The sequence below is a fragment of the Gemmatimonas sp. genome, from assembly GCF_036405635.1.
Classification (GTDB): Bacteria; Gemmatimonadota; Gemmatimonadetes; order Gemmatimonadales; family Gemmatimonadaceae; genus Gemmatimonas.
Genome location: NZ_DASWXE010000030.1, coordinates 60,746 through 86,446 on the forward strand (window position 1 = coordinate 60,746; position 25,701 = coordinate 86,446).

Genomic DNA, 25,701 nt, shown 5'->3' on the forward strand with positions numbered 1-25,701 from the left:
CGGTGAGCCAGTCCGTGAGCGCTGCGTCGCTTGTGGGTGGGTTGGCTACCGTCACGCACGACGAGGATGTGCGTCGCGCGTTCGCGCGCGATGTGTCCGGCCTCGAGATGGTCGCTGACATGGTGGCGCGTCCAACCTCCATCGAAGAAGTGCAGGAACTGCTGCGCGCCGCCACGGCCGACCGCACACCGGTCACGCCGGCCGGTGCGCAGTCCAGCACCACCGGCGCATCCATTGTCGATCATGGTGTGCTGCTGTCGCTGCGTGGGCTATCGCATATCGGTGCCGTGGACACCGATGCCCGCGTGATTCGAGTTGGCGCCGGTGCCATTGTCGCGGATGTACGCCGCGCCGCAGAGGAAGCCGGGCTGCTGTTCACGCCCGACCCCACCAGCGAGGAAGAGAGCACCATCGGCGGCGCGATTGCCTGCAACGCCTCTGGTGCGCGCTCGCTGCGCTACGGTGCCACCGGTCCGCACGTACGTGCGCTCACCGTCTTGCTGGCCAATGGCGAGCAGCTCGAACTGCGCCGGCCTGCGCTCGAGAAGAACACGGTGGGCTATCCCATCGCCCACGATCCGGTGGACTGGTTCGTGGGCAGCGAGGGAACGCTGGGTGTGGTGGTGGAGGCGGAGCTTGCGCTGTATCCACTGCCACCGCAGGTACTGGGGCTTGCCGTGCCATTCGCGAACGAAGCCGATGCATTGGCGTTCGTGGTGGCGGCGCGGCGCGCGCCCGATGTGCATCCACGCTGTCTGGAGTTTTTCGACCAGGGGGCGATGGAGATTGCCCGTTCGGCCGAAGGGGCCGGCGCATGGGCTCCGGGCATCAGCGCCATGGTATACGTGGAGGAGACCGGCGCCGACGGCAGTAGCGAAGAGTTGCCGCTCGATGCCTGGCTCGCGCTGGCAGAGCTGCACCGGGCGTCGGCCGAGGACATTCGTGTGTACGACTCGGTGAGCGCATTGAACGAAGCTCGGCGCATGCGTCATGCCGTACCGGCCACGATGAACGAGCGGGGCGCGACGCGACGCGTGTTTGGCGGGCGCAAGGTGAGCACCGACTGGGCCGTGCCGTATCCGCGCCTCGCAGAAGCCCTCACCATCGCACGCCGCTTTGCCGATGAAGCGGGAACTCCGCGGGGCATCGCCTACGGGCATGCCGGGAATGGCCACCCGCACCAGAACATCATCGCGCAGGATGCGGACGAACTCGCCCGCATCGAGCAGGTGGTGTACGCGACGCTCAAGGAAGTGATCGCCATGGGTGGCACCGTCGCCGCCGAACATGGCATCGGCAAGATCAAGCGGCGCTGGTTGCCACTGCAGGCCAGTGACGCGCAGCAGCGCGTGATGCGCGCGCTCAAGCGTGAGCTCGACCCACTGGGCCTGCTCGCACCGGGGAATGTGTTGTGACCGAACGGTTCGTGAACGCAGGACATGCCGCCAACGCCAAGCCGCGCTTCAAGACCGTGGTGTTCGACGTGGACTCCACGCTGGCCAGCATCGAGGGCATCGACTGGCTGGCCACATTGCGCGACGACGCCATCGCGCGTGAGAGCGAGGCGCTCACCAACCAGGCCATGGCCGGTGAGATCCCCATCGACGCCGTCTACACGCGGCGCCTTGCACGTATCCGCCCCACGGGCGCGGAGCTGCTCATGCTGGGCGATGCCTATCGCGAGACCATCGTGCCCGGCATGCCCGCGCTCGTGCGCGACCTGCTCGATGCGCGGGTGCATGTGCACCTCCTGAGCGGCGGCCTGCGCGCCGCCATCATTCCGTTGGCGCTGCACCTGGGTGTGGCCGCCGACCGCGTGCATGCCGTGTCGCTGGCCCGTGATGAAGACGGCACTTTCAGTCTGCTCGACGGTGAGCAGCGTCTCGCCACCCAGCAGGGCAAGCCGCAGGTGGTGAACGCGCTGCAACTGCGCGGGCCCGTGGCGATGGTGGGTGACGGCAGTACCGACGCCGCCGTACGTGGTGTGGTGGATGCGTTTTTCGCGTTCACCGGCGTGGCGCGTCGCGAGAAAGTGGTGGCGGTTGCCGATGCCGAAGCGAATTCGGCCGACGCACTGTATCCCCTGCTGTTCGAGACCTGATCCAGTCTTGATTCAGATCGTTTCCAGTTACCAATCGGCTGATCGATGAGCGACTTCGGCACGTTTTTTCTGCCCGGCCCCACGGAAGTGCACCCCGACGTACTGCGGGCCATGCTGCAGCCCATGCTGCCGCACCGTGGTGCCGTGTTCGAGGCATTGTTTGCACGGATTCAGGACGGGCTCAAGCCGATCTTCCGCACCACGCGTCCGGTGTACGTGTCCAGCTCCAGCGCGACGGGCCTGATGGAAGCCGCCATTCGCTGCGCACGTCCCGGCGCGATTCTGTGCCTGGTGAACGGCGCATTCAGTGAGCGGTTTGCCAACATCGCGCAGTCGTGCGGTCGCGAGGCCACCGTGATCGGTGGTGACTGGAGCGCACCCGTTGCGCTGGATGAGGTGGAAACGGCGCTCAAGCGCGGCGGTTATTCCGCACTCACCGTGGTGCACTCGGAAACCAGCACCGGTGTGCTCACCGATCTCGAGCCGCTCACTCGGCTCGCGCATCGCTACGACTGCGCCGTGCTGGTGGACTCCGTCACCGGCCTCGCCGGCGTGCCGGTGGAGACGGACGCATGGGATCTCGACTTCGTGCTGACCGGTTCGCAGAAGGCACTCGCACTGCCACCGGGCCTCGCGTTCGGTGTGGCCAGCGAGAAGTTCATCGGCGAGGCCAAGGCTGCCGCAGGACGCGGCTTGTATTTCGACCTGGTGGAGTTCGAGCAGTACATCCACAAGAATCAGACGCCCAACACCCCCGCACTGTCGTTGCTCTATGCCACCGCCGTCCAGGGTGAACGCATTGCGCAGGAAACGATCGAACGGCGCTGGGATCGTCATACGGCGATGGCCGAGCACACGCATAGTTGGGTGCACGAGTTGCGAGCACGGGTGGGCGCCGAGTTCTCGGTGTATGCGCCCGATGGCGCGACCACCCATACGGTCACGGCAGTCTCCCTGCCCGCCAACCTCAAGGGCGACGATATCGTGAAGGCTGTCGCCAAGCGCGGTTTCGTGATTGGCGGTGGCTACGGCAAGCTCAAGGCGAGCACGTTCCGCATCGGGCACATGGGTGATCACCGCATGGACGCGCTGGAGCGTGTGCTCGAAGCGACGGCCGAAGCGATCGAGGAGTTGCTGGCGTAGGCATTGTGGTGGTTCGGTGAGACAATCGGACATTGGAGGACACGGTGGATCTGGCCTCGATTTGGTTGGCGGTGGCATTGCTCGCGGGCCTGGTGGTGGGATTCGTCGCTGCCAGGCACTTCGGCAAGAACGACATGGGGCTCGACACCCTGAAACGCGATCGAGAAGCCCTGCAACAGCAGCTCGATCGCGAGCGCGCCGCGCGCGGTGATGCCGAGAAGTCGCTCATGGAGTCCCGCACGCGCCTCGAAGAATCCCAGAAGAACGCCGCGGAGAAGTTGCAGGTGCTCGAGAGTGCACGCGAGACGCTCGTGGTGCAGTTCAAGGCCATGGCTGGCGAGATCATGGACGCCAACGCCAAGCGGTTCGCCGAACAGAGCCAATCCAACCTCGGCACCATTCTCGACCCGCTCAAGGAACGCATCGTCGAGTTCCAGAAGAAGGTCGATGACATCTACGTGTCCGACACGAAGGACCGCACCGCACTCAAGGAACAGGTGCAGCAATTGCTGGTGCTCAATCGCACCCTGAGCGATGACGCGCAACAACTCACGAGTGCACTGCGCGGCTCCAGCAAGGCACAGGGCAACTGGGGAGAACTCATCCTCAAGCGTCTGCTCGAAGACGCTGGCCTGCAGGAAGGACGCGAGTTCGAACTGCAGGACAGCCACACCAACGAACAGGGCAAGCGGCAGCAGCCGGACTGCGTGATTCGTTTGCCCGAGCAGCGCGCTCTGGTGGTGGATTCGAAAGTGTCGCTGGTGGCATTTGAGCGACTGACCGCCGCCGAAACACCGGAGGACCGCAGCGTCGCACTCAGGGAGCACCTGCAGTCATTGCGCGCGCACATCAAGGGACTCGACGAGCGGCGCTATGAACGTCTCTACGACACCACCATCGATTTTGTGGTGATGTTCGTGCCCATCGAACCGGCATTCATGATGGCGGTCACCAGCGACGACCGTCTGTTTGCCGACGCGTGGGACAAGAACGTGCTGCTGGTGAGCCCGTCCACGCTGATGTTCGTGCTGCGCTCGGTGGCGTACCTGTGGCGCCAGGAAGCGCAGTCCAAGAACGCGCGCGACATCGCCGAGCGTGGTCAGGCGCTGTACGACAAGCTGGTGGGTTTCGTGAGTGACCTTGAAGCCGTCGGTGGCAAGCTCGACTCAGCGCAGGCGAGTTACGCCACGGCGCTGCGCAAGCTGCACACGGGGCCGGGCAACGTGATTCGCCAGGCCGAAATGCTCAGGGAGCTGGGCATCAAATCCAACAAGACGTTGCCCAAGTCGTTGGTGGATGCCGCGCTGGAAGCAGGAGTGGAAGCAGCAGGCGACGATGCCACAGATGGCACCGTCGCCTTGCCTCCCGCATTGTAGGCGTTCCTACTTGCCGACGATGGCGTCGAGTACGCGCTTGGCGTAGTCCTTGTCGTAGTCCACGACATTCTTCTTGGCGATCACTTCCACCGCCGTGACTTCATCACTGGAGCGCTTGATCTCCACGGTGATTTCGTTCTCGCCATTCTTGCCTACGAGGCGACGCGTGGCCCCGCTGTTTTCAGTGCTCTGGCCTGTCTCACTGATGCTCATCGAGCCAAATGCCGACTGGGCCTTCGCGAACACGGCGTCCACCGTGCCCGGCACTGAGGCCGACGCGCCGCGCTGGGTATAGGCAATGGCTGCACCGGCACCGGCGCCGGCCGCAACGAGGAAACAGCCGCTGGTGGAGATGGTGACCGCAGCGATGAGAGCGAGCGGGTATACGCGCAGAAGACGTGGCATGGATGTGCTCGTGGTGAAGTGAAGGTGCCCAAACATACCCGGCCGTGCGCGTCAGGTTCTGCGTGGTTCCTGTTCGGCGTACGTTGGCAGCGCGATTGACATAGTTTGCGGGCATACTGCGCCCCCGGTCCTACCTCTTGAGAGATATGCACGCGATGTCCACGTCCGCCTGGATCCCCCGTCTCGATCGCGATCGCCTGGCCATCCTGCCGCCCGCGCCCGCCATCGATGCCCCCGACATTGCCGATCGTGTGCGTGGCATGTTGCTGGGTGTGGCCATTGGCGACGCGCTGGGCAATCGCACCGAGAGCATGAATCCGCCCGAGCGTGAAGCCGAGTACGGACGCATCACCGGCTACCTCCCCAGTCGCTATGCCAACGGTGCACCCGCCGGCACACCCAGCGACGACACGCAGCTCACCTTCCGCGCCGTGGAGCAGTTGCTGGCCGATGGCGCGCTCAATGCGGACGAACTGGCGTTTCGCATTGCCAACGATCGCATCTTCGGCATTGGCCGCGCCACGCGGGACTTCTGCAACGCGCTGCGCACCGGCGCGCCGTGGTGGGAAGCCACACAGGCCAGTGCCGGCAACGGTGCGGTGATGCGCATCGCACCCACCGTGTTGCCGCACCTCGTGAACGGGGGCACGCAGGTGTGGTATGACACCGCGTTGTCCGCGGCGGTGACCCACAACGATCCCATGGCTATCGCCAGCAGCGTGGCATGGGTCGCGTTGCTGTGGCGTTTGCTCAATGGCGACCTGCCCGAGACGCCCGCCGAGTGGCTGGAGACGTACACCGAAGTGCTGCGCATCCTCGATCATGGGCAGGCGTATGAAACGCGTGTCGATCACGGCGCGCTCAAGCACTGGCGTGGCAGCCTGTCCGAGTTTCTGGATACACACGTGCGTGATGCCATCACTAGGAAGCGCACCGTGCGCGACACCGGCAAGGCGTGGTACAGCGGTGCGTACCTGCTGGAGACGATGCCCGCGGTGATGCACATCGTGGCGCAGCACGGGCACGACCCGAAGGAGGCCATGCTGGTGGCCGTGAACGACACCCGGGACAACGACACCATCGCCGCGATTGTGGGTGCCGCCATGGGCGCTGCGCATGGCACGGCGTGGATTCCCGAAGACTGGCGCGCCGGATTGCTTGGCCGCGTGAACGGGGATGATGATGGGAAGGTGTTCGAGTTGACCGAACTTTCTGTGGGGAGGTTTGTGGGATGAGCACGGAACTCATCGTCATCACCGGCGCCGGCCGCGCCGGCCAACTCGGCGAAGCCCTTGCCCGCCACTTCGCCGCCCTCGGTGCCTCGCTCGCGCTCGTCGATCGCGCGGGCACCGAATCGGCCGCCCGCGTGGCCGATCTCCCCGCCGAACAGAAAGGCCAGCGCTTCACCGCCCACGCCGCCGATCTCTCCGATCCTGCGGCCACCGAAAAGCTGGCCGCCCAAGTCCTCGCCGCGCACGGCACCACCGGCATCCACGCCGTGATCTGCGCCGCCGGTGGCTTCGGTGCGACCGGTCCGGTCTCCGATGCCGACCCGGACGCCTGGCACAAGCAGTTCGCCATCAACCTCGACACCGCCTTCGCCACCACGCGCGCGTTCCTGCCGGCGCTGCGCGACGCCAAAGGCAGCCTGGTCTACTTCGGCTCGGCGTCCGCATTGCCGGTCGGTTCCCCCAAGGGACTCGCCGCCTACGCGGCCGCCAAGAGCGGCGTGCTCACGCTCATGCGCACCGTGGCGCTCGACGAGAAATCCCACGGCGTACGCGCCAATGCCGTCGCCCCCACCGCCATTCGCACCGCGGCCAATCTCGCCGACATGGGGGACAAGAGCTCCTACGTGGAGCGCGAATCGGTGGCCGATGTGGTAGCGTTCCTCGTCAGTCCGGCCGCCCGCAACATCACGGGACAGGTCATCACCTTGGCGTAACTGCACCGCAACCGCACTCCGTGTCCGTCGATCGCAACGCGCCCTGCCCCTGTGGCTCGGGCCGCAAGTTCAAGAAGTGCCACGGCGCCGCCGTGCCCCCCGAAGTCGCGGCGCTCCCCGCGCCCGAACGCGAGCGCCTCAAGCAGGCCGTGCAACTCATCGAGCGCGATCGCCGCGTTCATCAGGAGCTGCTCGACTGGTGCGACCGCAAACTCGGCCCCGAATGGGCCAATGCGGCGCTCGACCAGTTCGCCGGTGGTCCGGAGAATGAACTCTCCGAATACGACGAAAGCTTCTACGCACACTGGCTGCTACATCACCGGCCCGCCTCATCCACCACCGCCACGCCCGCGATGCAATGGCTCGACGCGCAACGCGCACGACATGGCGCGCGCATGGACGCCGACGTGGACACCTTGCTCACCGCTCAACGTGATTCACGCATCGGCCTCTGGCGCGTGACGCAGGTGGACGCGGGGGTCGGCTATGGCCTGCACGACCTGCTCACCGGCACCACGGCGTTCGTCTACGACGACGCAGGCACACTCGGTGAACAGCCCGACGACGTCTGCCTCGGCTACGTGCTTACGCTCGATGATCTCCAGCTCGTGCTCGGCACGCACCTCGACCTGCTGCCACTCGAAGAGGCGGAACAGGTGGCACAGCAGGTGCGCGCCATGGCAGGTGTTGCCACAGACCACGTGCCCGCGCCGCGCGTGTCGCGTGAGTTTCTCGCCGATCCACTGCAGCACATCGCACTGCGCAACGCGTGGCATGAGCACGCCGCAGGCTACTGGAACGCCACCGACCACGATGGCGATCCCCTCCACGATGGCATCCTCGGCGACCCCCACGGAGAGTCCACATGAAACGGCGTGACTTCGTCTCCACGTCATTCGGTGCCGCCGGCGCCATCGCCTCCGGTGCGCTCATTCCATCCTTCACTCCCGCTCACGCCGCCGAGTCCCTGCCCATGACCGACATCGCGTCCACCGCACCGCGCGCCACCCGCAAGATCCTCATTGCCGGCGGTGGTTTCCGCACGAAGTTCATCGGCTACATGGCGCAGCTCACCGGTAAGCCGCGTCCGCGCATCTGCTTCCTGCCCACGGCATCGGCCGACGCACCGGAAGTGACGATTGGTTTCTTCCAGGCCTGCGCGCCGCTCAACGTGGAGCCGTTCGTACAGAACGTGTTCATCGAAAGCCTCACGCAGACCAAGGGTTGGGATGAAGTACTGCTCTCGGCCGACGCCATCGTGTGCTCGGGTGGCAACACGCTCAATCAGCAGGCAATCTGGAAGGCGCAGGGCATCGACGTGATACTGCGCGAAGCCTGGGATCGCGGCATCGTACTGGGTGGTGCGTCCGCCGGTTCACTCTGCTGGTTCGAAGAAGGCACCACTGATTCGCGCCCCAAGGCGCTGTCCATCGTGAAGTGCCTTGGCTTCCTCAAGGGCAGCCACTCGCCGCACTACGACGCCGAAGCAGGACGTCGCCCGCTGTATCACAAGTTGATTGGTTCGGGCGAAATGAAGCCCGGTTATGCGTGCGACAACGACGCCGGCATCTATTTCGAGGACAACGAAGTGAAGCGTGTGGTGCACACGCGCGCCGACGCGAAGGTGTACTACGTCAGCGTGGAAGGCGGAAAGGTGACGGAGAAGGTGCTGCAGCCAGTAATGCTGTAGAACCTCCTACAGCTTAAGACTCACGGCCTCATACCGGTCTCCCACAACCTCCCCGCTGTGACTTATACGCCAGAAACCGTTCCCTTCCCGTCGCTCGACGACATCCGCTCTGCCCGCGAGCGCTTGGGCAATCGTGTGGTCACCACGCCGGTGCGCTGCATCTTCGACGACGCATTGTCGGCCGAAGTGGGCGCCACCACCGGCGTGTGGCTCAAGGAAGAACTGTTTCAGCACACCGGCAGCTTCAAACCACGCGGTGCGCTCACCGTCATGGCCGAGCTTTCGCCGGAAGCACTCGAGCGCGGCGTGACGGGTGTGTCGGCTGGCAATCATGCCATCTCGCTCGCGTACTCTGCGCGTCAGCTGGGCACCACCGCGAAGGTGATCATGCCGCGCACGGCCAATCCGTATCGCATTCAGCTCTTTCGCGATCTCGGTGGTATCGCGGAACTGGTGGACACGATTCACATCGCGTTCGAGCGCGTCGAAGAAGTCATCGCCGAGGAAGGGCGCACGCTGGTGCATCCCTTCGAAGGCCCGCTCACCGCACTCGGCACTGCCACCGTGGGTCTCGAGTTCATGATGCAGATGGAAGAAGCACACACCAAGCTCGACGCCATCGTGGTCGCATCAGGCGGTGGTGGCCTCACCGGCGGCATCGCCTGTGCCGTGAAGCAGTGGCGCCCAAGCACCAAGGTGTACGTGGTGGAACCGGAAGGCGCCGACAGTCTCTATCGCAGCTTCAAGGCCGGCTCTCCACAAACTATTGAAGCCGTACGCACCATCGCCGACTCATTGGGTTCACCGCGTTCAGAGCCATACTCGTACGCGCTCAACAAGCGCTTCATCGATGACATCGTGCTGGTGAGCGACGACCAGATTCGTGACGGCATGCGCACGCTGTTCCGCAGCGCCAAGCTGGTGGTCGAACCCGCCGGTGCCGCCGCAATGGCCGCACTGCGCTTCCCCCTGCGCGAACAACTCGAAGGCAAGCAGGTCGGCATCGTGGTCTGCGGCGGCAACACCGATGCCACCACATACGCCAAGCATCTCCTCCCGTAGTTCCCCCCGTAGTTCCCTCCCGTAGTTCCAGCCCCCGTGTTTCCAGCTTCCGTTGTACCAGCTCCCGTAACTCCAGCTTCCGTCGTACCAGCCCCCGTCCTTCCACTCCCGTAGTCCCAGCTCCCGTAGTTCAGTCGGTCTGCCGCCTAGCGCCCATCGTCCACGTCGCCCACCTTACGTGCCGATGACCCTCGCCGCCCGCCGCCGCCCGGCCGCGCGTGGAGTTGTCCTCGATCGTTCCCTCGAGGAACTCCCGCTCTTCCGTCTGAGCGACTCCGCAGACGATGTGCCCGTCTCGTTCACGACCGAGAACGGTGGGCGCTGGCGTGTCATCCCCGCTCCCGGCGATCGGCTCCCCGGCACCTTCGACCAGGACGTCTACGTCGAGCTGCTGCATCGCTATCACGAAGCCGGTGCCCCCGCCGACGGCGCCATCACCTTCACGCTGCACGCGTTCCTGCGCTCCATGGGCCGCCGCGCCGATGGCCGCACCTACGAGCAGCTCCGCGCCGCCCTCTCGCGGCTCGAGCGCACCACGCTCGAGTCCATTGGTGCCTACTGGTCGGCCCAATCGGCCCATGCCGACACCAGCTTCACCGTACTCTCCACGGTTTCGGTCCAGCGGCGGCGGGTGGCCGACCGGGAACAGCTCCACCTCTTTGGCAACCTGGCGGCTGGCGAGCCCGGCGATGCCCGGGTCACCCTCTCCGGTACCCTGCGCGCCAATCTGGCCGCCCGGCATGTAGTAACGATCTCCGCAGCCCGCTATCACGCCCTTTCGTCCCCAGTCGCGCGGCGGCTGTACCGCATCCTTGAAGTGGCCCGGGCCGATGGCCGACTCTCCTGGCGTATCCCCCTCGAGCGCTTGGCCGAACAGCTGCCACTGACCCAGCGATACCCTTCCCACCTCCAGCGCGTCCTACAACCAGCCCACGAGATGCTGCTGAGCGCCGGCCTGGTGCGGGACATCGCCATCCGGCAGTACGAACGGCAGTGGCACGTGGACTACGTCCTCGGCTCTCGCCCCCGCGACGAAAGCTGAGCTCGACGGGTAGGGTTGGGTGACGCACACCGGTCCCCGGCACAGTGGGGCGGGAACAGCACCTTATCCGACGCGTACGTAAGAGCAGTACTTTTCTGGTCCTTCCTTCGAGAGACCCCGCATGACCCGGAATCGCAAGGCGGCACTGGCCGCGCTCGTGCTCGTCCCCCTGCTCGCCTCGGGCTTTGCCCTGCAGGCGCGTGCGACGCGCGGTGGCGCGCAACTTCTCGACCAGGTGCTGACCTTCGTGGCCCTGCGGTACGTCGACACGCTCGACGCCCAGCAGCTCTACGAAAAAGCCGCCCGCGGGCTCGTGAAGGAACTCAACGACCCCTATACGGAACTCTTCACACCCAAGCAGCTCGAAGAGTTCTCGCGCAACACCAACGGTCGCTACGCCGGTATCGGCATGGAGATCGTGAAGGTTGGCGACTACGTGACGGTGAACAAGGTCTTCCCCAACTCGCCGGCCGAACAGGGTGGCGTGCTCGAAGGGGACAAGATCGCCATCATCGACACCACCAACACCCGCGGCTACAGCACGCAGCAGGTGCAGAACAAGCTGCTCGGTCCCATCGGTACGCCGGTGAACGTCCAGTTCATCCGCATCGGTGTGGCCCAGCCGGTGAAGCTCAACTTCAAGCGCGCCGAGATTCATGTGCCGGCCGTGCCGTTCGCCATGATGCTCGACGAACGCACTGGATACGTGCCGCTCACCCGCTTCTCCGAGCAGACCACCGAAGACATCGCCAACTCCGTGCTCGCGCTGCGCAAGAAGGGCGCAAAGGGCGTGATCATCGACCTGCGCGGCAACCCGGGCGGCATCCTCGAGGAAGCGTTCTCGATGTCCAACCTCTTCCTGCCGAAGGGGAAGGAGCTGCTCTCGGTGCGCGGCCGCGGTGAGTTCCAGAAGTTCGTGTCGCAGCAGGATCCGCTCGCGCCTGACGTGCCGCTGCTCGTCATGGTGGACGGTGGCTCCGCCTCGGCGTCCGAAATCGTTGCCGGTGCCCTGCAGGACTACGACCGTGCCTATGTGCTCGGCACCACGTCCTTCGGTAAGGGCCTCGTGCAGTCGGTCTATAATCTCGATGGCGGTTACGCCCTCAAGATCACCACCGGCAAGTGGTACACGCCGTCGGGCCGCTCCATCCAGAAGGAGCGCAAGATGAACGCCGACGGCCAGTTCCTCGAAGTCCTGCCGGACTCCATGGAAACGGACTCGGTGCGCAAGGCGCGCCCCACGTACAAGTCGGCCGCTGGCCGCACTGTCTACGGCGGTGGTGGCATCACGCCGGACATGATCGTGGCGCCTGACACGCTCACCACGGCCGAACAGACGCTGCGCCGTGCGCTGCTGCCGTACTTCGGCAAGTATCAGGGCGCCATCCTGGCGGTGGCCGAAGAGCAGAAGGGCAAGGTTCGCCCCGACTTCGCCGTGAACCCGGCATGGCGCGAAGAGGTGTACCGTCGCCTGTCGGCGGATACGGTCAAGATCGACAAGGCCGTGTGGGATGCCGGCGCCGCCGACGTGGACCGCTTCATCGAAGACCGCGTGGCCAAGGTGGCGTTCGGCGATACGCTGGTGCTCCGCCGCAACCTCCGCGTGGACAATCAGCTCCGCCAGGCCATGGAGATCATGCGCAAGGGCTCCACGCAGCAGGAGATCTTTGCCGCCGCCGCACAGGTGCCGGCCGCCAAGCCCGCCACGGCGCGCCGTAGCGGCAACTGATCGCGATGTGATGCAGGCGCCGCCAATCGCGGCGCCTCGGTAGAAGTGCTGATTGCCGCATGGGCAGAGCCGGTCTTACGGTTCTGCCCATGTCTATTTCTCTCCGCCTCCCGGCGCACACCGCGATCGCGTCTGCCTTCGTGCTGTTGTCCGCCGCCTGCAGCAGCCCCGATTCGGCTGCCAGGGACACCGCGGCTGCGGCCGCCTCCGCCGATTCCGGCGCACTCAACGTCACCATCACCCCGGATTCGGGTGAGGTGCATCTGACGAACGTTCGGCAGATCACCAATGGTGGTGAAAACGCCGAGGCCTATTTCAGCCAGGATGGTCAATGGCTGACGTTTCAGTCCACACGCGACGGGCGTGCCTGCGATCAGCAGTATGTCATGAAGGTGGACGGCACCGGCCTCACCAAAGTGTCGGTGGGCGGCAAGACCACCTGTGGCTGGTTCATTCCTGGTGGCAACAAGCTGTTCTTCGCGTCCACCCATGCCGCCGACAGCGCCTGCCCGCCGCGCCCCGATCCGTCGAAGGGCTATGTGTGGGGCATCGACAAGTACGACATCTACACCGTCGATCGTGACGGCCAGAACCTCACGCGCCTGACCAACTACGGTGTGTACACGGCGGAAGGGGTGCTCTCGCCCGACGGCAAGCGCATGGTGTTCACGTCGCTCAAGGATGGAGACCTCGACATCTACACCATGAATGTCGACGGCACCGACGTGAAGCGCCTCACCACCACGCCGGGCTATGATGGCGGCCCGTGGTGGTCACCCGATGGCACGAAGATCGTGTACCGCGCCTGGCACTACGACAACGAGACCGATCTCAAGGCGTATCAGGACCTGCTCAAGCAGGGCATGATTCGCCCCAACAAGATGGAACTGTGGGTCATGAACGCCGACGGCAGCGATCAGCGCCAGATCACCAAGCTCGGTGGCGCCAACTTCGGCCCGTCGTGGACGCCTGACGGCCAGCGCGTGATCTTCTCGTCGAACCACAAGAATCCGCGCAGCCGCAATTTCGACCTCTACGTCGTGGGCCTCGACGGCAACAACCTCGAGCAGATCACGACGAACGGCGAATTCGACGGATTCCCGATGTTCAGCCCCGATGGCACGAAGCTGATCTGGGCGTCCAATCGTGGTGCGGCCAAGGAAGGCGACACCAATCTGTTCATCGCCGACTGGAAGAACTGATTCCGGACTGATGCACGCGCCTGCATCACAGGACGCGCACACAACGAAGGCCCCGTCGGATCGTCCGACGGGGCCTTCGTCTTTCAGAGATGCTGGCTTGCTGTGTGCGCCTGCTGGCAGCACACAGGTTCAATCACGCTGCCGGCGCGGCCTGCACGTCGATACGCAGCTTCACCTCGTCGCTCACGAGCACGCCGCCCGCTTCGAGTGCGACGTTCCAGACCAGACCCCACTCCTTGCGCGAGATCTTCGTCTCGAGCTCGGCCGACACCTTCTGGTTGCCCCAGGGATCCTTGGCCGGACCACCGATCTCGCCCTTGAGCGTCACCGGCTTGGTCGTGCCACGGAGGGTCAGGTCGCCCGTCGCGGTGACGTCGTTGCCGCTACGCTCGAACTTGGTCAGCACGAACGTCGCCTTCGGGCTGTTGGCCACATCGAAGAAGTCGCCGCTGCGCAGGTGTTCGTCGCGCTGGGTGTTCTGCGTGTTGAGTGAGGCCACGTCGACCTCAACGGTCACGCTCTTGACGACGCCATTGTCTTCCTCGATCGTCCCCGTGAACTGATCGAAGGTGCCGCGGACGGTCGAGATACCCATGTGCTTTACGGCGAACTGGATCTGACTGTGCGCTGGATCAAATGCCCACTGCATACGGACTCCCTAGTATTCGGTTGTGATGCCACCATCTCAGTGGTGAGAATAATAGCGATTCAAAAGGCCTCGTCAAGAGGCCTTTTGCACGTCTGGGTCAGCGATCGTCCTCGGGAGACGCCATCTGCGCGGCCGCCCGGCCCATCGCTTTCAGGATCTCCGTTGCGGCTTTTTGATCTTCGATGGGGATCCCGCTCATCACACGCGCCAATTCCTGCGCGTGCGTTGGGAACATCTCCACCACCAACTGCTGGCCACGTTCTGTGAGTGCCGCGTATCGCGCACGGCGATCACTATCGCAGGTACGACGCTCAACGAGACCCTTCGCCGTCAATCGGTCCACGAGGAAGGTGATACCGCCACTCGAGACGAGAATGCGCTTTTGCACCTCACCCAGCAGCATCGGTCCACGGTGATACAGCGCCTCGAGAATACCGAACTCGGCGAGCGTCAGCCCATGTCGCGCCACATGCGCCGCTGCGTGCGCTGTGACCGCCGATTGCGCCCGATTCATGATTACCCACAGCCGCAGCGCAGACAGCGTGGTTTCGTCGACATCAGGCTCATGCGCTTCAGGATGCCGCTGAGCCGAGCGATCGCTGATTGGTTGAGTAATGGTTGCCATGATTCCATATAGCCTCGGCTATCCGAGGCAAGTCCGCAAGGGCTAAGATGATAAGCAGTGCAGTTTTAGGGGTGAAGCGCGATCGTCATGCACAGTAACCCGTAAAACGGATATCGCAAAATGGTCACAAGGCACATGTAACCATCAATTATCGATATTAACGGTTATGCCGAACATGAAAAAATGGTGATGACGGTGCACAATTGCGCAAGGGCGGTTTATGTTACGCAGGCCGACTACTGGACTGTCGGCGCACTTTAGAGGAGGCGTGATGCGTAAGCCACGACCGAACACGTACAACCCGGCGCAGGCGCTGCACTTGATCGCAGCGGACCGTACTGGGCTTCCCTTGAGCTGCCCGTCCTGTTCCGGGCACATCGACCGCGACCCTGTGGCGCATCCGCCGCCACCCAACTCGCACGTGACGTTGACGTGCACGAGCTGTGGCCGGCTGGCCCGGTACATCGCAGGTCTGAACTGACCTTTTTCAGCCGACGCTGTTCGCAGTAGCTCGCTTCCAGCATCGCCTCTGACACAGAACGCCCCGTCCGGATTGTCCGGCGGGGCGTTTGTCGTATGAGTCGCCTGCGCCGTACCACGCGCAGACGAACATCTCACCAGTTGATCGTTCCCTGCTTGGTCGTATCCACGTCTTCGTTCTGTCCTGCCTTGAACAGGAACGCTTCCATGTTGCGCGTCAGGAACGTGCGCGCCTGCGGGTCCATCACGTTGAGCCCGTAGTGATTGATCAGCATGGTCTGCTGCTTGAGCCACTGGCCCCAGCAGTCTTTGCAGATCTCGCCGATGATGCGGGCGCCGATGGCACCCGGAAACGGCGGACGGTCGAAGCCTTCGCGGGTCTGCCCGCAGCGGGTGCAAGTGATGTCGGCCATACTTACTCCGAGATGCGCACGTGGGTGCCCTGACGCGCGTACTTCACCTGCGCGAGCCCGAAGAACGACAACAGCTTGATGTACATCCAGCCGATGTCGAACTCGAACCAGCGGTGCGCGAACTTGGCCGAGTGCGGATCGGCGTGATGATTGTTGTGCAACTCCTCACCGGCAATGATGATGCCGATCGGGGAAATGTTGCGGCTTTCGTCCTTCACGTCATGGTTGCGGTAACCCAGCGCGTGGCCAATGCCATTGATCACGCCAGCCGCCCAGAACGGAATCCAGATCATCTGGATGGCCCACACCACCGGGCCCGTGAACCATCCGAACAACCAGATGTCGATGCCCAGCATCACGAGGATGCCAATGCTGGAGCGCTTGTCGAGCAGATGCCGTTCCAGCCAATCCTCGGGCGTGCCCTTGCCGTACTTCTCCAGCACACCAGGCTGACGCACGGCCTTCCGATAGAAGAACGCGCCCTTGAGCAGGATATTGCGCAGCCCTTCCACCACCGGGCTGTGCGGATCGCCCTCACGATCGGCGAAGGCGTGGTGTTTGCGGTGGCATGCCACCCACTCCTTGGTGCGAATGGCCGTGGTCAACCACAGCCACACGCGCATCGGCATCTCCACCAGGCTATGAAACTGCACCCCGCGATGTGTCTGCGAGCGGTGCAGGAACAGGGTGACGCAGATGTTGGTGAGGTGACCGGCGACGAGGACAAAAACGACCGGCTTCCACCAGTCCGTTCCCCAGCTTCCGAACTCGGGCATGTAGCAACTCCAAACGGTTCACGATCGGTTGCCCGGGCCAGCCACGTCGGGATCGGCAGCTCGGGCACAGCCCAAGAAAATTAGTGCCCGGCGTGAGTCCGTGTCACCTAGGCGAGAGCAAAGGTATTTCGAAGGGCGTGGAAGGATTACCCGCCGGCCGCTGCGCGGCGAAAACAGCAGGAAAATCCAAGGGAAAACCGCATGAAAGAATCACAATTACTGAATGAAGAATCATCCACCCAAAGAATGCCGAAGCACCGCCTTTCATTCCCTTTCAATCATGCAGTTTTCGCCGCGCAGCGGCCGGCAGGCAACCCTTCCATCCCCAACTATCCCTTAGGTCCTTCGAACCGCCGAAACCAGGCAATCGCGGCGTCGGCCACCGTGTCACGGCAGTAGTCCGCCGAGATGATGTGGCCACAACCGTTCAGCCAGCGCTGCTCCTTGATGGAGCTGCCGATGCGCGAGAAATAGCGCGTGGCATCGGACACCGAGATGCGATTGTCTTCCCGCGACTGGATATACAGCGTCGGCACCGTCATCGAGGGAAGAATGTTGTGCACCGCCGTCGCCACCGTGCGCAGTCCGGCCAGCGCCCCAGGGGTGACGATGCCGGGCCCAAGTGCCTGCGCACGCGCCTCGGGATCGTGAATGGAACGCTCGGAGCCCTTGCTGCGGTGATACGGCGTGAAGGGCTTGAGCATCGCGGCCGCGTAGGTTTGCCAGCGCATATCGAAGGGCATGCCCAGATACGGCGCGAGCAACACCAGCGCCCGCACTTCGACCCGGTCATACGCCTCGAGCGTGGCCAGCGCCCCCCCCATGCTCTGCCCACAGAGGTGCACCGTATCGTGGGTGCGGCGCAGCACGTCGTACGCATCGCGCACGGCCACACGCCACTGGTCGGCATGCCCATCACGCGCCAGCTCGACGAGCGACCCGCCGTGCCCAGGCAGTCGCGGTACGTCCACCGTGTACCCCTCGCCATGCAGGCGAGTGGCCAGGTGACGCATCGATTGGGGCGTGTCATTGAACCCATGCAGCACCAGCACTGCGCGACCATTCGTGCCCTGCAGACGAAACGGTTCCGCACCACGCACAATGCCATCGGCAGAGCGCGGGCGCCGGGCTTCATCAAACTGCTCGAAGCGCGCCGCAATGGCCGCGCGGCGCGCACCCAGGTTCAGCATGCGCTCAGTAGCGGGGAATATCGGGGTTCACCACCTGACTCCATGCATCGATGCCCCCCTCGATGTTGACGAGCCTCTGGAATCCCTGCTGGGCCAGCCAGTTCGCCGCCATCTCACTGCGCATGCCGTGATGACACAGCAAGGCGTAGGCGCGCTCGGGATCGAGATCCTGCACGCGCCCGGGCAGGGTCGACAGCGGAATCAGTTCGCTGGGCTCGATGTGCGCGATGCCGTACTCCCAGGGCTCACGCACATCGATGATATGCAGTGGGGTGTCACCATTGAGGCGCGCCGCCACTTCGGCGGGCGACAGGTATTCGACAGCCATATTGGTTCAGGGTCTCGCAGTTGGCTCTCAGCGACGTGTCGGCGCGCTGGGGGTCGTGGTGAGCGCCGTGCTGGCACGGAGCATGGCCGCCGACGCGGCATCGAATCGCTTTACGAGATCGGCAATCTCGGCGTTGGTCTCGGCCTCCGTGCCGTAGCGGATCGCCTCGTTCACGCCCGGGAACACCATCGACGAATAGCCGTTGTCGACATCGGCCGCATAGATGAGTGTGCGGTACCATGGACGGCTCTTGAGCCCCGCGTCACGCGCAAACCCGCGCTCCACCGACAACAACGCCGCGTTGGCCGCGTCCTTCTGCGACTTCACCACGCCCTTCGTCAGGGCCGCGTCGCGCGTCTTGGCAAAGTCGATGGAGGCCTGGTTGAGCTTGTTGATCGCGGCCGTAAGCGTCGCCACAGACGCGGTATTCCACCCCTTCTGCGTCATGCCCCGCTCGACCGGCGCGATGTAGCGCAGCATCGTGCGCGCGAACTCGGCGTAGTCGTACGGCAGCACTTCTGCGTTGGCCAGACGCAGCGCCATCGCCGCGCCGATGCGGCCCGCCGTCGCATGATACACAAAGCCGGGATCACCAAACCGTTCCATCCACGCGAACGTATCGTACGCCGAGTGGTACGTGCCGGCCGGGCCACCAAAGCCCCAGTCCGCGGTGGGGATGCCGAAGTGATTGTAGAAGCCGGCAAAGTCACTGCCACCACCCGGATCGCCCATGCCGGGCTCCAGCGAATCGACCCGCGTGCCTGACGTGAGACGCCACGCCTGATACACCGAGCCGCGCCCCTTCGGGTCTGGAACACTCTTCACCACATCACGCAGAATCGCCCGCATCGACGGCGAACCACCGCCACCAAACTGCGAGCCCTGCGCCGAGACGTCCTGATTGAGGTAGGCGATCGCGCCCTTCTTGAGACGCAGCGAGTCGTCCTCCACATACTCGGTGCTGCCCACCAGCCCCCACTCTTCGGCGTCCCATGTGGCAAACACAATGGTGCGCTTGGGACGCAGCCCCTTCTTGGCCATATCGGCCAGCGCATTGGCTGCTTCGAGCACGCTCACGGTGCCACTGATGTTGTCGGCCGCACCAGGTCCCCACGAATCACGGTGCGCACCGATGTAGACGTACTCCTCGGGATAGTCGGTGCCGCGCAGATAACCGAGCGTGTTGTGAATGGGCTTGGTACCCTTGGTGGCGGCATCGGTGGCCACTTCCACCGTCACACGCACCGGGCCAGGGCCCACGTGATAGCGCAGCCCCATGCCGCCCTGCCAGCCGCGCGGAATGTCCGTGCCACGCACCTGCGACAACAACTGCTCCGCGTTGTACGCGCTGATTGGCACTACCGGAATCTTGGACAGCGGCGTCTGCTCAGGTTTGAGGCGCGGCGCGCCCGGCTTGCTGGCGTATCCCGGCGTGAGCGGGTCGCCGGTGCCGTTGAACACACTGCCGCGCTGGAGACCGCGTAGCGGACGCATTGGGCCGTCGGGATAGATGTCGCCCTGCACAAAGCCGTCATCCAGCGGGTCGGTGTAAATGAGCACCGCCACCGCACCACGCTTCTCCGCCTCGCGCGCCTTGATGCCGCGGAACGAGCGGCCATAGCGCGCCAGCACCACCTTGCCCTTCACCGACACGCCCATCGAATCGAGTGTGGCGTAGTCTTCGATGAGACCGAAATTCACGAACACCAGCTCACCGGTGCCTGTACCTTCGCCAGTGGATCCATTGGCCGTGAGGTACTGCGGCAGCTGCGTGGCCGGATCGCTCGCAATGGGCGGCTCAGCGAGATCGAGCGCCACGGTGTCGCGCCCCATGCGCGTGATCTTCACGCTGGTGGCGTGCGGCAACCACACGTCGTAGGTGCGCACCTCCGTTTCCAATCCCATGGCCTTCATCTGCGCGATCACATAGTCGCGTGTGCGCTCCTGCGCCGCAGTGCCCGCGACGTGCGGCTCGCGCGAGAGCGTGGATGAGTGCGTGCGCGCCCGCGTTGGCAACGGACCGGCGATGGCCAACTCCTCGAGCCGTCGCTGCGCTTCGGTGGTGGCGGGGGCGTAGCCAGGCATCGTCGGCAGGGCACCGGACTGGGCCAGCGCGATGGTCGAGGTGAGCGCGGAGGCACTCACGGTCGCAGCAACGGCGGCGCCCAGCAGGCGGGACGTGCGGAAAACGGACACGATGGACTCCCTGAAAAGAAACGACACGGACGCGCGACCGGGCCAACGCGCTCCGAAGCTAGCCCAAGCTAGTCGGCTTCGTACTCTTCCGCCGCCCGCATCAGGGCCTGCTGCAGCAGCGCCTCGCGGTCACCATTGTCCGGCAGCGCGGCACTGAGTGCGGCAAAATGTCGGAGCATTTCGTCTTCCAGCTGCGCCCGGGTCGGAGATTGGACACCCAGCACGGCCAGCGACATGACGGCGATGTCGCGCAATTGGCGCATCGTTTCTTCGTCGAGCGCCTTGAGCGACGGCGGGCGCGTGGGCGCGGGTTCCTTCTCGCGCCGCCGGCGCGGCACCTCGAACAGTGCCGATACCGGCGCGAAGTTCACGACGAACGACCCCGCCGTGTGCTCTTCATATCCGGAGATCACATTGCGCCGGCGCAGCGAGGGCAACAATCGCACGATCGCTTCGCGTACCGGCGAATACCCTTCGAGACTGTTGTTGCCGCGGCCGGTGATCACCAGCGCCTCGTCCGCGCCCCGCACCTGCTGCTCGCGCAACCAGCGCTCACACAGCGCGGTCGCTTGCAGCGCGGTGGGCTGCATCGACCGCAGGTTGAGCGTCCGCCCATCACCAAACCGGATCTCGTCGAAAGCGCGCTCGATCGATTTCATGGACATGGAGGACGAACGCCCGGCTGACGGAAAGAGTTACCGACCGGTGGTCGTCGGCAGGATCATGCGCAGCACCTTGCCGTCCACCGGTTCGATGGGCTCCACACCGACGATCTCGGCCAGCGTGGGCGCGATATCCACCGAACGGATGGGCTGCGTGTAGCGGCCCGGCTTCACCATCGGTCCCATGAACAGAATGGGGATGTGCGCATCGAGATCGTACGGTGAACCGTGCGTCGCGTAGCGGGTGGTGAACCAGTAATAACCTTCCTTGAAGGTGAGCGTCAGCTCGGCCTGCAGGTCCTTGGGGATGGACTGGTTCCAGCGGCGCGCGATCTTGTCGCCCTTGGCAGCGGCCGCGGCCAGCGTGCTCACGCGATCCACGCGCGCCATGCCGGGCAGCTTGAGCAGCGCCGTGCGCAACGACGTCACCACCGAATCGGCGTTGACCTTCTTCGCCACCAGACGGGGGCGGTCGAGCATGATGATGCCTGATTGCATGAGCAGGGCGTCACCTTCCACACCACGGGAGGCCAGTGCGCTGCGCGCGGCGTCCATGATCGGACGGATGTCCACGCGGCCGCGGTTCGGGTCGGCGCCCGGGAACGCCAGCTCGGGGTACGGCGTGACACCATGGTCGGCGCTCAACGCGAACACGATGCGGCTGGAGTCGCGCAGCTTGTACAGTGAGTCGATCAGACGACCCAGTGCACGGTCGGTGCGCAGAATCTGATCGTGCAGTTCGAGTGACGCCGGACCATATGCATGACCGATGGCGTCCACGGTGGACAGCGACACGGCGAGCACGTCGGTGCTGGTGCCCTTGCCCAGGTCGAGCGCCTGTAGCCCTTCGAGCGCCATGTCCACCGTGATCTCATCCATCCACGGATAGTCGGTGAACTGGAACGTGCCCTGACGGCGGTCAGCCGACAGCTTGTGCGGGAACATGAAATCGCGTCCACCGTGTTCGATGGGCACCGAATCCTTTTCCGTGTACTCGGACGCCGGCAGCAGCAGGTTCCAGTCGGTGCCCAGGTACTTGGCCGTCACGTCGCGCGCATTGAAACGCTGCACCCACGAAGGGAGCGTGTCGGCATAGTAGCGGCTGGTGGTGAAGCCGCCGTCGAGCGAGTACCAGTACACCTGCTGCTTGGCGCGGCCGAGCGGCAAAATGGCCCCGCGATCCTTGCGTGACACCGACAGCGCGCGAGAGAACTGGTCGCGTGTGCGCACCCAGTCGAAGAACGCCGAGCCGCGGAAGCGATAGGGAGAAGCGCCACCGCCGCGCCCGAACAACAGGGGCGTCTGCGGGTCTGCCACGCCGATCTCATTGAGCACAACACCCGTGTGCGCCGGGAATCGCCCCGACCATAGCGTCGCATGACCGGGCGCGGTTTCCGTCACCGCGTGGTCGTGGAACGCCTGGGTGAAGAACGCGCCCTGCTTGAGCAGGCGCGCGAATCCGCCCGTGAACTGCGAGCGGAATGTGTCGAGATAGTCGGGACGCAGCTGGTCGACGGTGATCTGAACGACGAGCGTCGGCTTGTTCTGGGCAGCGACGGGGGCCGGGAGTGCGGCGGCGAATGCCGCGCCCATCGCGGTCGCATGCGTGAGGAGACGACGGATAGTGCGCATGCCGAAAGGTACACCCGGAATCTTGCGCTGTCGTTGCAGGATCACCGGCGGCCCCGTCCGGCCTCGAGCGCGCCGCCGGATCGACGCGCCAGGACAGGGCCTTACTCCGCCGGTGATCGGGTCACGCGGGCGAAACGCGCCGCGGCCACGATGCTTCCATGCGAATCGCGGAACCGACACGCGATGGCGACACCTGACGTGCGCCGCGTGAACGAACCGCACCGTTCACGGAGGCACGTGAAGGTGGCAACAATATTGATCGTTTGTTGCAAGCTGGCAAGCAGAAAGCGTGCGACAGTTCAGCGCGCGGGCTTTCTCGCGATCATCTCGGCCACCACACCAGGCGCCGCACCGCTCTCGCCGAGTCCGGTGATCACGCCATCGATGTCGGCGTGAGACCGGTTCTGGCTCATCTTGAATTTCCCTTCGAGCACGTCGATCGCGATCTCGAGACCGACAATGGCGCGCATCTGCTGCGTGATGAACTCGGCCGGCGCATCGTCCACTGCCCACGGCTTCGGCTGCGCCGACTCGTGTGCGTCAGTGAGGTGTCGCAGGTGGGCAGCGAGAAACGCCGGGTCGTGGTGCAGCGTGACGGCACCGTGTACGTGCACCGCGCTGAAGTTCCAGGTGGGCACGACCTTGCCGTGCTCCTGCTTCGCCGGGTACCAGCTGGGCGTGATGTAGGCGTCGACGCCGTTGAACACCACCAGCACCCGTTCGCCGGCCGCGAGCGATTCCAGGTGACCCACATGCGGGTTGGCGCGCGCGAGATGTCCCTGCAACACGCCCCGCTCACGGTCGACATGCAACGGCAGATGCGTGGCGTAGAGCCCGCGATCACCCCCCGACGTGGTCGAAACGAGCACGCCGAGCGGATGCGCTGCGAGGAAGTCGAGGAGAACGGCGCGGTCCGTCTCCCGATACGACGCGGGGATGTACATCCCTGTTTCCCTAGGCCTTGATCGCGCCCTCGAGGATCGCGAGCCCCTTGGCCAGCTCCTCGCGGCTGATCACCAGCGGCGGCAGGAAACGCAGCGTGTGTTCGCCCGCGCTCACCAGCAGCAGCCCCTGATCGAACGCCCGCGCGATGACGGCCGATGCCGGCTCATGCACGTCCATACCCCACATGAGACCCGTGCCGCGGATGGAGCGCACGGCGCCGGTGCGTTCGGCAATGCCCTGCAACTGCTCACCAAACCAGGCACCCGTCTCGCGCACATGCTGCAGCAGCGCGGGATCGGACAGGCGCTGCACCACATGATGCGCCACGTGTGCGAGCAGCGGACCGCCACCGAACGTGGTACCATGATCGCCAGGCTGCATCACACGCGCGACGGTGTCGTTCACCAGAATGGCGCCCATCGGCAGACCATTCGCCAACGGCTTGGCGATGGTCAGCATGTCGGGTTCAAAGCCCAGTTGCTCGTACGCGAACACCGAACCCGTGCGACCGAGACCGCACTGGATCTCGTCGAGGATGAGCAGCACGTTGCGCTCGCGGGTGAGCGCACGCAGGCCACGCAAAAACTCCGGGTCGACGATGCGCACGCCGCCCTCACCCTGAATGGGCTCGACGATCACCGCCGCGGCCGTTTCCGGGTCGAGCACGGCGCGCAGTTCTTCGAGGTTGCGCTCCACGATGGTCACACCACCCATGAGCGGACGGAACGGCAACCGGTACGCCGGGCGATCGGTCGCCGCGAGCGTGCCCGGCATGCGGCCATGGAACGAGCCGCGCAGCGCGATGATCTCGTGCTTCGCCTGATGCCCGGTGCTCTTCGCCCAGCGGCGCGCGAACTTGAATGCGCCCTCGTTGGCTTCCGCGCCCGAGTTGGAGAAGAACACGCTGCTCGCGAACGAGTTGGCCACCAGCCATGCGGCCAGCGCTTCACCCGGCGCCGTGCGGTACAGGTTGGACGTGTGGATGAGTCCCGTGGCCATCGCTTCCTGCATGGCCTGCATCACGCCCGCGTCGGCATGGCCGAGCGAGGAGACGGCAATACCGGCGACGAAGTCGAGATAGCGTTTGCCCGACTCGTCGATCATGTAGACGCCTTCACCTCGGACAAAGAGCGGCGCCTGTCGCTTGTACGTGCCCAGAATGGCGGGCAGCGTCGTCGGTTCCGCCGCCGACGTCGTCGGCGTGAAGGCAGTCACGGAAGCGGGCGAGGGCATCGTCAAAGTCATGGCAGCTACCTGGAAGAGACGGCATCCGTTGCGTCAGCGCGCGCAACGATCGCGGTTCCCGCACTGGGAACAGTGAGTGCGGCGAGGTCGCCGATCCGCACCCGGGACACACCACCCGCCAGCGCCGCAGCGCAGGCGTCGAGCTTGGCGGCCATGCCGCCACCAGCCACACCGCTGGCCACGAGGGCCTGCGTTTCATCGAGCGTCAACCGCGGCACGAGCGTCTTGCTGCCATCGAGCACGCCCGGCACGTCGGCCATGAGGAACAACTCATCGGCGCCCAGTGCGGCCGCGATCGCCGCTGCCGCATCGTCACCGTTCACATTGTACGCGCCGGCCACAGACGCATCGTCACGCGCCGCCACCGGGGAGATCACCGGCAGGTAACCCGCCGCCAGCAACGCCCGCGCCACACCCGGGTTCACCGATGCCGGTGCACCGGAATGTCCAAACGTCGCCGTATCGATCGGCGTCGCGCGTAGCAGTCCGGCGTCTTCACCACTGATACCCACCGCCGGCGCCCCCGCGGCGACCAGCGCCGATACCATCTGCTTGTTGGCGAGCCCCGACAGCACCATGCGCACGAGTTCGAGCGCCGTGTCGGTGGTCACGCGACGGCCGCCGATGAACACCGGCTCTTCGCCGCGCAGACGCTGCAAGGCGCTGATCTGGTCGCCACCCCCATGCACGATCACCACCCGACCGCCGCTCTGCTGCCAGAGGGCGGCGAGCGCAGCGGGGAGTGCAGGATCGTTCTGGGTACGGCCGCCGAGTTTGACGACAAACATCGATCGAAATTGGCAGATAGGGGTGAGAACGTCTGAGTGTTACGGGTCGCGGGGGTGCGGGTTTGGGGGTGAACTGC

The 25,701-nt window shown here is 64.8% G+C and carries 25 protein-coding genes; 12 read left to right on the forward strand and 13 right to left on the reverse strand.

Going from position 1 to position 25,701, the window contains the following annotated elements:
- Positions 1 to 14: 14 nt before the first annotated feature.
- The 4 genes from VGE27_RS01665 to VGE27_RS01680 are packed head-to-tail and all read left to right on the forward strand — an operon-like array spanning position 15 to position 4,620.
- A complete protein-coding gene (locus VGE27_RS01665; RefSeq protein WP_331047890.1) occupies positions 15 to 1,415 on the forward strand; it encodes an FAD-binding oxidoreductase in 1,401 nt (466 codons plus the stop codon).
- Positions 1,412 to 2,101: a haloacid dehalogenase-like hydrolase gene (locus VGE27_RS01670; protein ID WP_331047891.1), complete on the forward strand. Its 690-nt coding sequence runs from the start codon at positions 1,412 to 1,414 to the stop codon at positions 2,099 to 2,101. Before VGE27_RS01665 ends, VGE27_RS01670 begins: the two co-directional genes overlap by 4 nt.
- Positions 2,102 to 2,146: 45 nt before the next feature.
- Positions 2,147 to 3,244 carry an alanine--glyoxylate aminotransferase family protein gene (locus VGE27_RS01675; protein WP_331047892.1) on the forward strand — a complete coding sequence of 366 codons (1,098 nt, stop codon included), beginning with the start codon at positions 2,147 to 2,149 and terminating at the stop codon, positions 3,242 to 3,244.
- A 44-nt stretch (positions 3,245 to 3,288) separates the two neighbouring features.
- On the forward strand, positions 3,289 to 4,620 hold the full coding sequence (locus VGE27_RS01680; protein ID WP_331047893.1) for a DNA recombination protein RmuC: 1,332 nt from the start codon (positions 3,289 to 3,291) through the stop codon (positions 4,618 to 4,620).
- A 6-nt stretch (positions 4,621 to 4,626) separates the two neighbouring features.
- On the opposite strand, the gene VGE27_RS01685 is transcribed toward VGE27_RS01680, so the two are convergent.
- Positions 4,627 to 5,025 carry a DUF3568 family protein gene (locus VGE27_RS01685; protein ID WP_331047894.1) on the reverse strand — a complete coding sequence of 133 codons (399 nt, stop codon included), beginning with the start codon at positions 5,023 to 5,025 and terminating at the stop codon, positions 4,627 to 4,629.
- 155 nt (positions 5,026 to 5,180) lie between these two features.
- Here VGE27_RS01685 and VGE27_RS01690 point away from each other — a divergent pair, with 155 nt between their 5' ends.
- From VGE27_RS01690 to VGE27_RS01725, 8 genes are all read left to right on the forward strand, one after another.
- Positions 5,181 to 6,260 (forward strand): ADP-ribosylglycohydrolase family protein, encoded by a 1,080-nt coding sequence (locus tag VGE27_RS01690; protein ID WP_331047895.1) that lies wholly within the window; start codon positions 5,181 to 5,183, stop codon positions 6,258 to 6,260.
- Entirely contained in the window at positions 6,257 to 6,970 is a 714-nt protein-coding gene (locus tag VGE27_RS01695) for an SDR family NAD(P)-dependent oxidoreductase (RefSeq protein WP_331047896.1), read from the forward strand. The genes VGE27_RS01690 and VGE27_RS01695 overlap by 4 nt, the downstream gene beginning before the upstream one ends.
- A gap of 20 nt (positions 6,971 to 6,990) precedes the next feature.
- Positions 6,991 to 7,839 (forward strand): SEC-C domain-containing protein, encoded by an 849-nt coding sequence (locus VGE27_RS01700; protein ID WP_331047897.1) that lies wholly within the window; start codon positions 6,991 to 6,993, stop codon positions 7,837 to 7,839.
- Positions 7,836 to 8,660, forward strand: coding sequence for a peptidase E (locus VGE27_RS01705; RefSeq protein WP_331047898.1), 825 nt, complete (start codon positions 7,836 to 7,838; stop codon positions 8,658 to 8,660). Before VGE27_RS01700 ends, VGE27_RS01705 begins: the two co-directional genes overlap by 4 nt.
- Before the next feature lie 57 nt (positions 8,661 to 8,717).
- Positions 8,718 to 9,722, forward strand: coding sequence for a threonine/serine dehydratase (locus VGE27_RS01710; protein WP_331047899.1), 1,005 nt, complete (start codon positions 8,718 to 8,720; stop codon positions 9,720 to 9,722).
- Between the two features lie 184 nt (positions 9,723 to 9,906).
- The gene (locus VGE27_RS01715) at positions 9,907 to 10,764 is read left to right on the forward strand and encodes a replication initiator protein A (RefSeq protein WP_331047900.1); all 858 of its coding nucleotides are present in this window, start codon (positions 9,907 to 9,909) and stop codon (positions 10,762 to 10,764) included.
- A 121-nt stretch (positions 10,765 to 10,885) separates the two neighbouring features.
- Positions 10,886 to 12,493: a S41 family peptidase gene (locus tag VGE27_RS01720; protein WP_331047901.1), complete on the forward strand. Its 1,608-nt coding sequence runs from the start codon at positions 10,886 to 10,888 to the stop codon at positions 12,491 to 12,493.
- Between the two features lie 89 nt (positions 12,494 to 12,582).
- Positions 12,583 to 13,695 (forward strand): hypothetical protein, encoded by a 1,113-nt coding sequence (locus tag VGE27_RS01725; RefSeq protein ID WP_331047902.1) that lies wholly within the window; start codon positions 12,583 to 12,585, stop codon positions 13,693 to 13,695.
- 133 nt (positions 13,696 to 13,828) lie between these two features.
- Here the strand turns inward: VGE27_RS01725 and VGE27_RS01730 are convergent, their stop codons facing one another.
- From VGE27_RS01730 to argB, 12 genes are all read right to left on the reverse strand, one after another.
- The gene (locus tag VGE27_RS01730; RefSeq protein ID WP_331047903.1) at positions 13,829 to 14,344 is read right to left on the reverse strand and encodes a YceI family protein; all 516 of its coding nucleotides are present in this window, start codon (positions 14,342 to 14,344) and stop codon (positions 13,829 to 13,831) included.
- A gap of 97 nt (positions 14,345 to 14,441) precedes the next feature.
- On the reverse strand, positions 14,442 to 14,969 hold the full coding sequence (locus VGE27_RS01735; protein ID WP_331047904.1) for a MarR family transcriptional regulator: 528 nt from the start codon (positions 14,967 to 14,969) through the stop codon (positions 14,442 to 14,444).
- 614 nt (positions 14,970 to 15,583) lie between these two features.
- The gene (locus tag VGE27_RS01740; RefSeq protein ID WP_331047905.1) at positions 15,584 to 15,862 is read right to left on the reverse strand and encodes an oxidative damage protection protein; all 279 of its coding nucleotides are present in this window, start codon (positions 15,860 to 15,862) and stop codon (positions 15,584 to 15,586) included.
- Between the two features lie 2 nt (positions 15,863 to 15,864).
- Positions 15,865 to 16,638 (reverse strand): fatty acid desaturase, encoded by a 774-nt coding sequence (locus VGE27_RS01745; protein WP_331047906.1) that lies wholly within the window; start codon positions 16,636 to 16,638, stop codon positions 15,865 to 15,867.
- Between the two features lie 329 nt (positions 16,639 to 16,967).
- A complete protein-coding gene (locus tag VGE27_RS01750) occupies positions 16,968 to 17,828 on the reverse strand; it encodes an alpha/beta hydrolase (RefSeq protein WP_331047907.1) in 861 nt (286 codons plus the stop codon).
- A gap of 4 nt (positions 17,829 to 17,832) precedes the next feature.
- On the reverse strand, positions 17,833 to 18,156 hold the full coding sequence (locus tag VGE27_RS01755) for a rhodanese-like domain-containing protein (protein ID WP_331047908.1): 324 nt from the start codon (positions 18,154 to 18,156) through the stop codon (positions 17,833 to 17,835).
- Positions 18,157 to 18,183: 27 nt separating this feature from the next.
- Positions 18,184 to 20,352: a M20/M25/M40 family metallo-hydrolase gene (locus tag VGE27_RS01760; protein ID WP_331047909.1), complete on the reverse strand. Its 2,169-nt coding sequence runs from the start codon at positions 20,350 to 20,352 to the stop codon at positions 18,184 to 18,186.
- A gap of 68 nt (positions 20,353 to 20,420) precedes the next feature.
- A complete protein-coding gene (locus tag VGE27_RS01765) occupies positions 20,421 to 21,017 on the reverse strand; it encodes a hypothetical protein (RefSeq protein WP_331047910.1) in 597 nt (198 codons plus the stop codon).
- 30 nt (positions 21,018 to 21,047) lie between these two features.
- Positions 21,048 to 22,691: an alkaline phosphatase family protein gene (locus tag VGE27_RS01770; protein WP_331047911.1), complete on the reverse strand. Its 1,644-nt coding sequence runs from the start codon at positions 22,689 to 22,691 to the stop codon at positions 21,048 to 21,050.
- A gap of 254 nt (positions 22,692 to 22,945) precedes the next feature.
- Positions 22,946 to 23,590 carry an FMN-binding negative transcriptional regulator gene (locus VGE27_RS01775; protein WP_331047912.1) on the reverse strand — a complete coding sequence of 215 codons (645 nt, stop codon included), beginning with the start codon at positions 23,588 to 23,590 and terminating at the stop codon, positions 22,946 to 22,948.
- Positions 23,591 to 23,600: 10 nt separating this feature from the next.
- Positions 23,601 to 24,824 (reverse strand): acetylornithine transaminase, encoded by a 1,224-nt coding sequence (locus VGE27_RS01780; protein ID WP_331047913.1) that lies wholly within the window; start codon positions 24,822 to 24,824, stop codon positions 23,601 to 23,603.
- Between the two features lie 17 nt (positions 24,825 to 24,841).
- The gene (gene argB, locus VGE27_RS01785; RefSeq protein WP_331047914.1) at positions 24,842 to 25,624 is read right to left on the reverse strand and encodes an acetylglutamate kinase; all 783 of its coding nucleotides are present in this window, start codon (positions 25,622 to 25,624) and stop codon (positions 24,842 to 24,844) included.
- Positions 25,625 to 25,701: the final 77 nt, after the last annotated feature.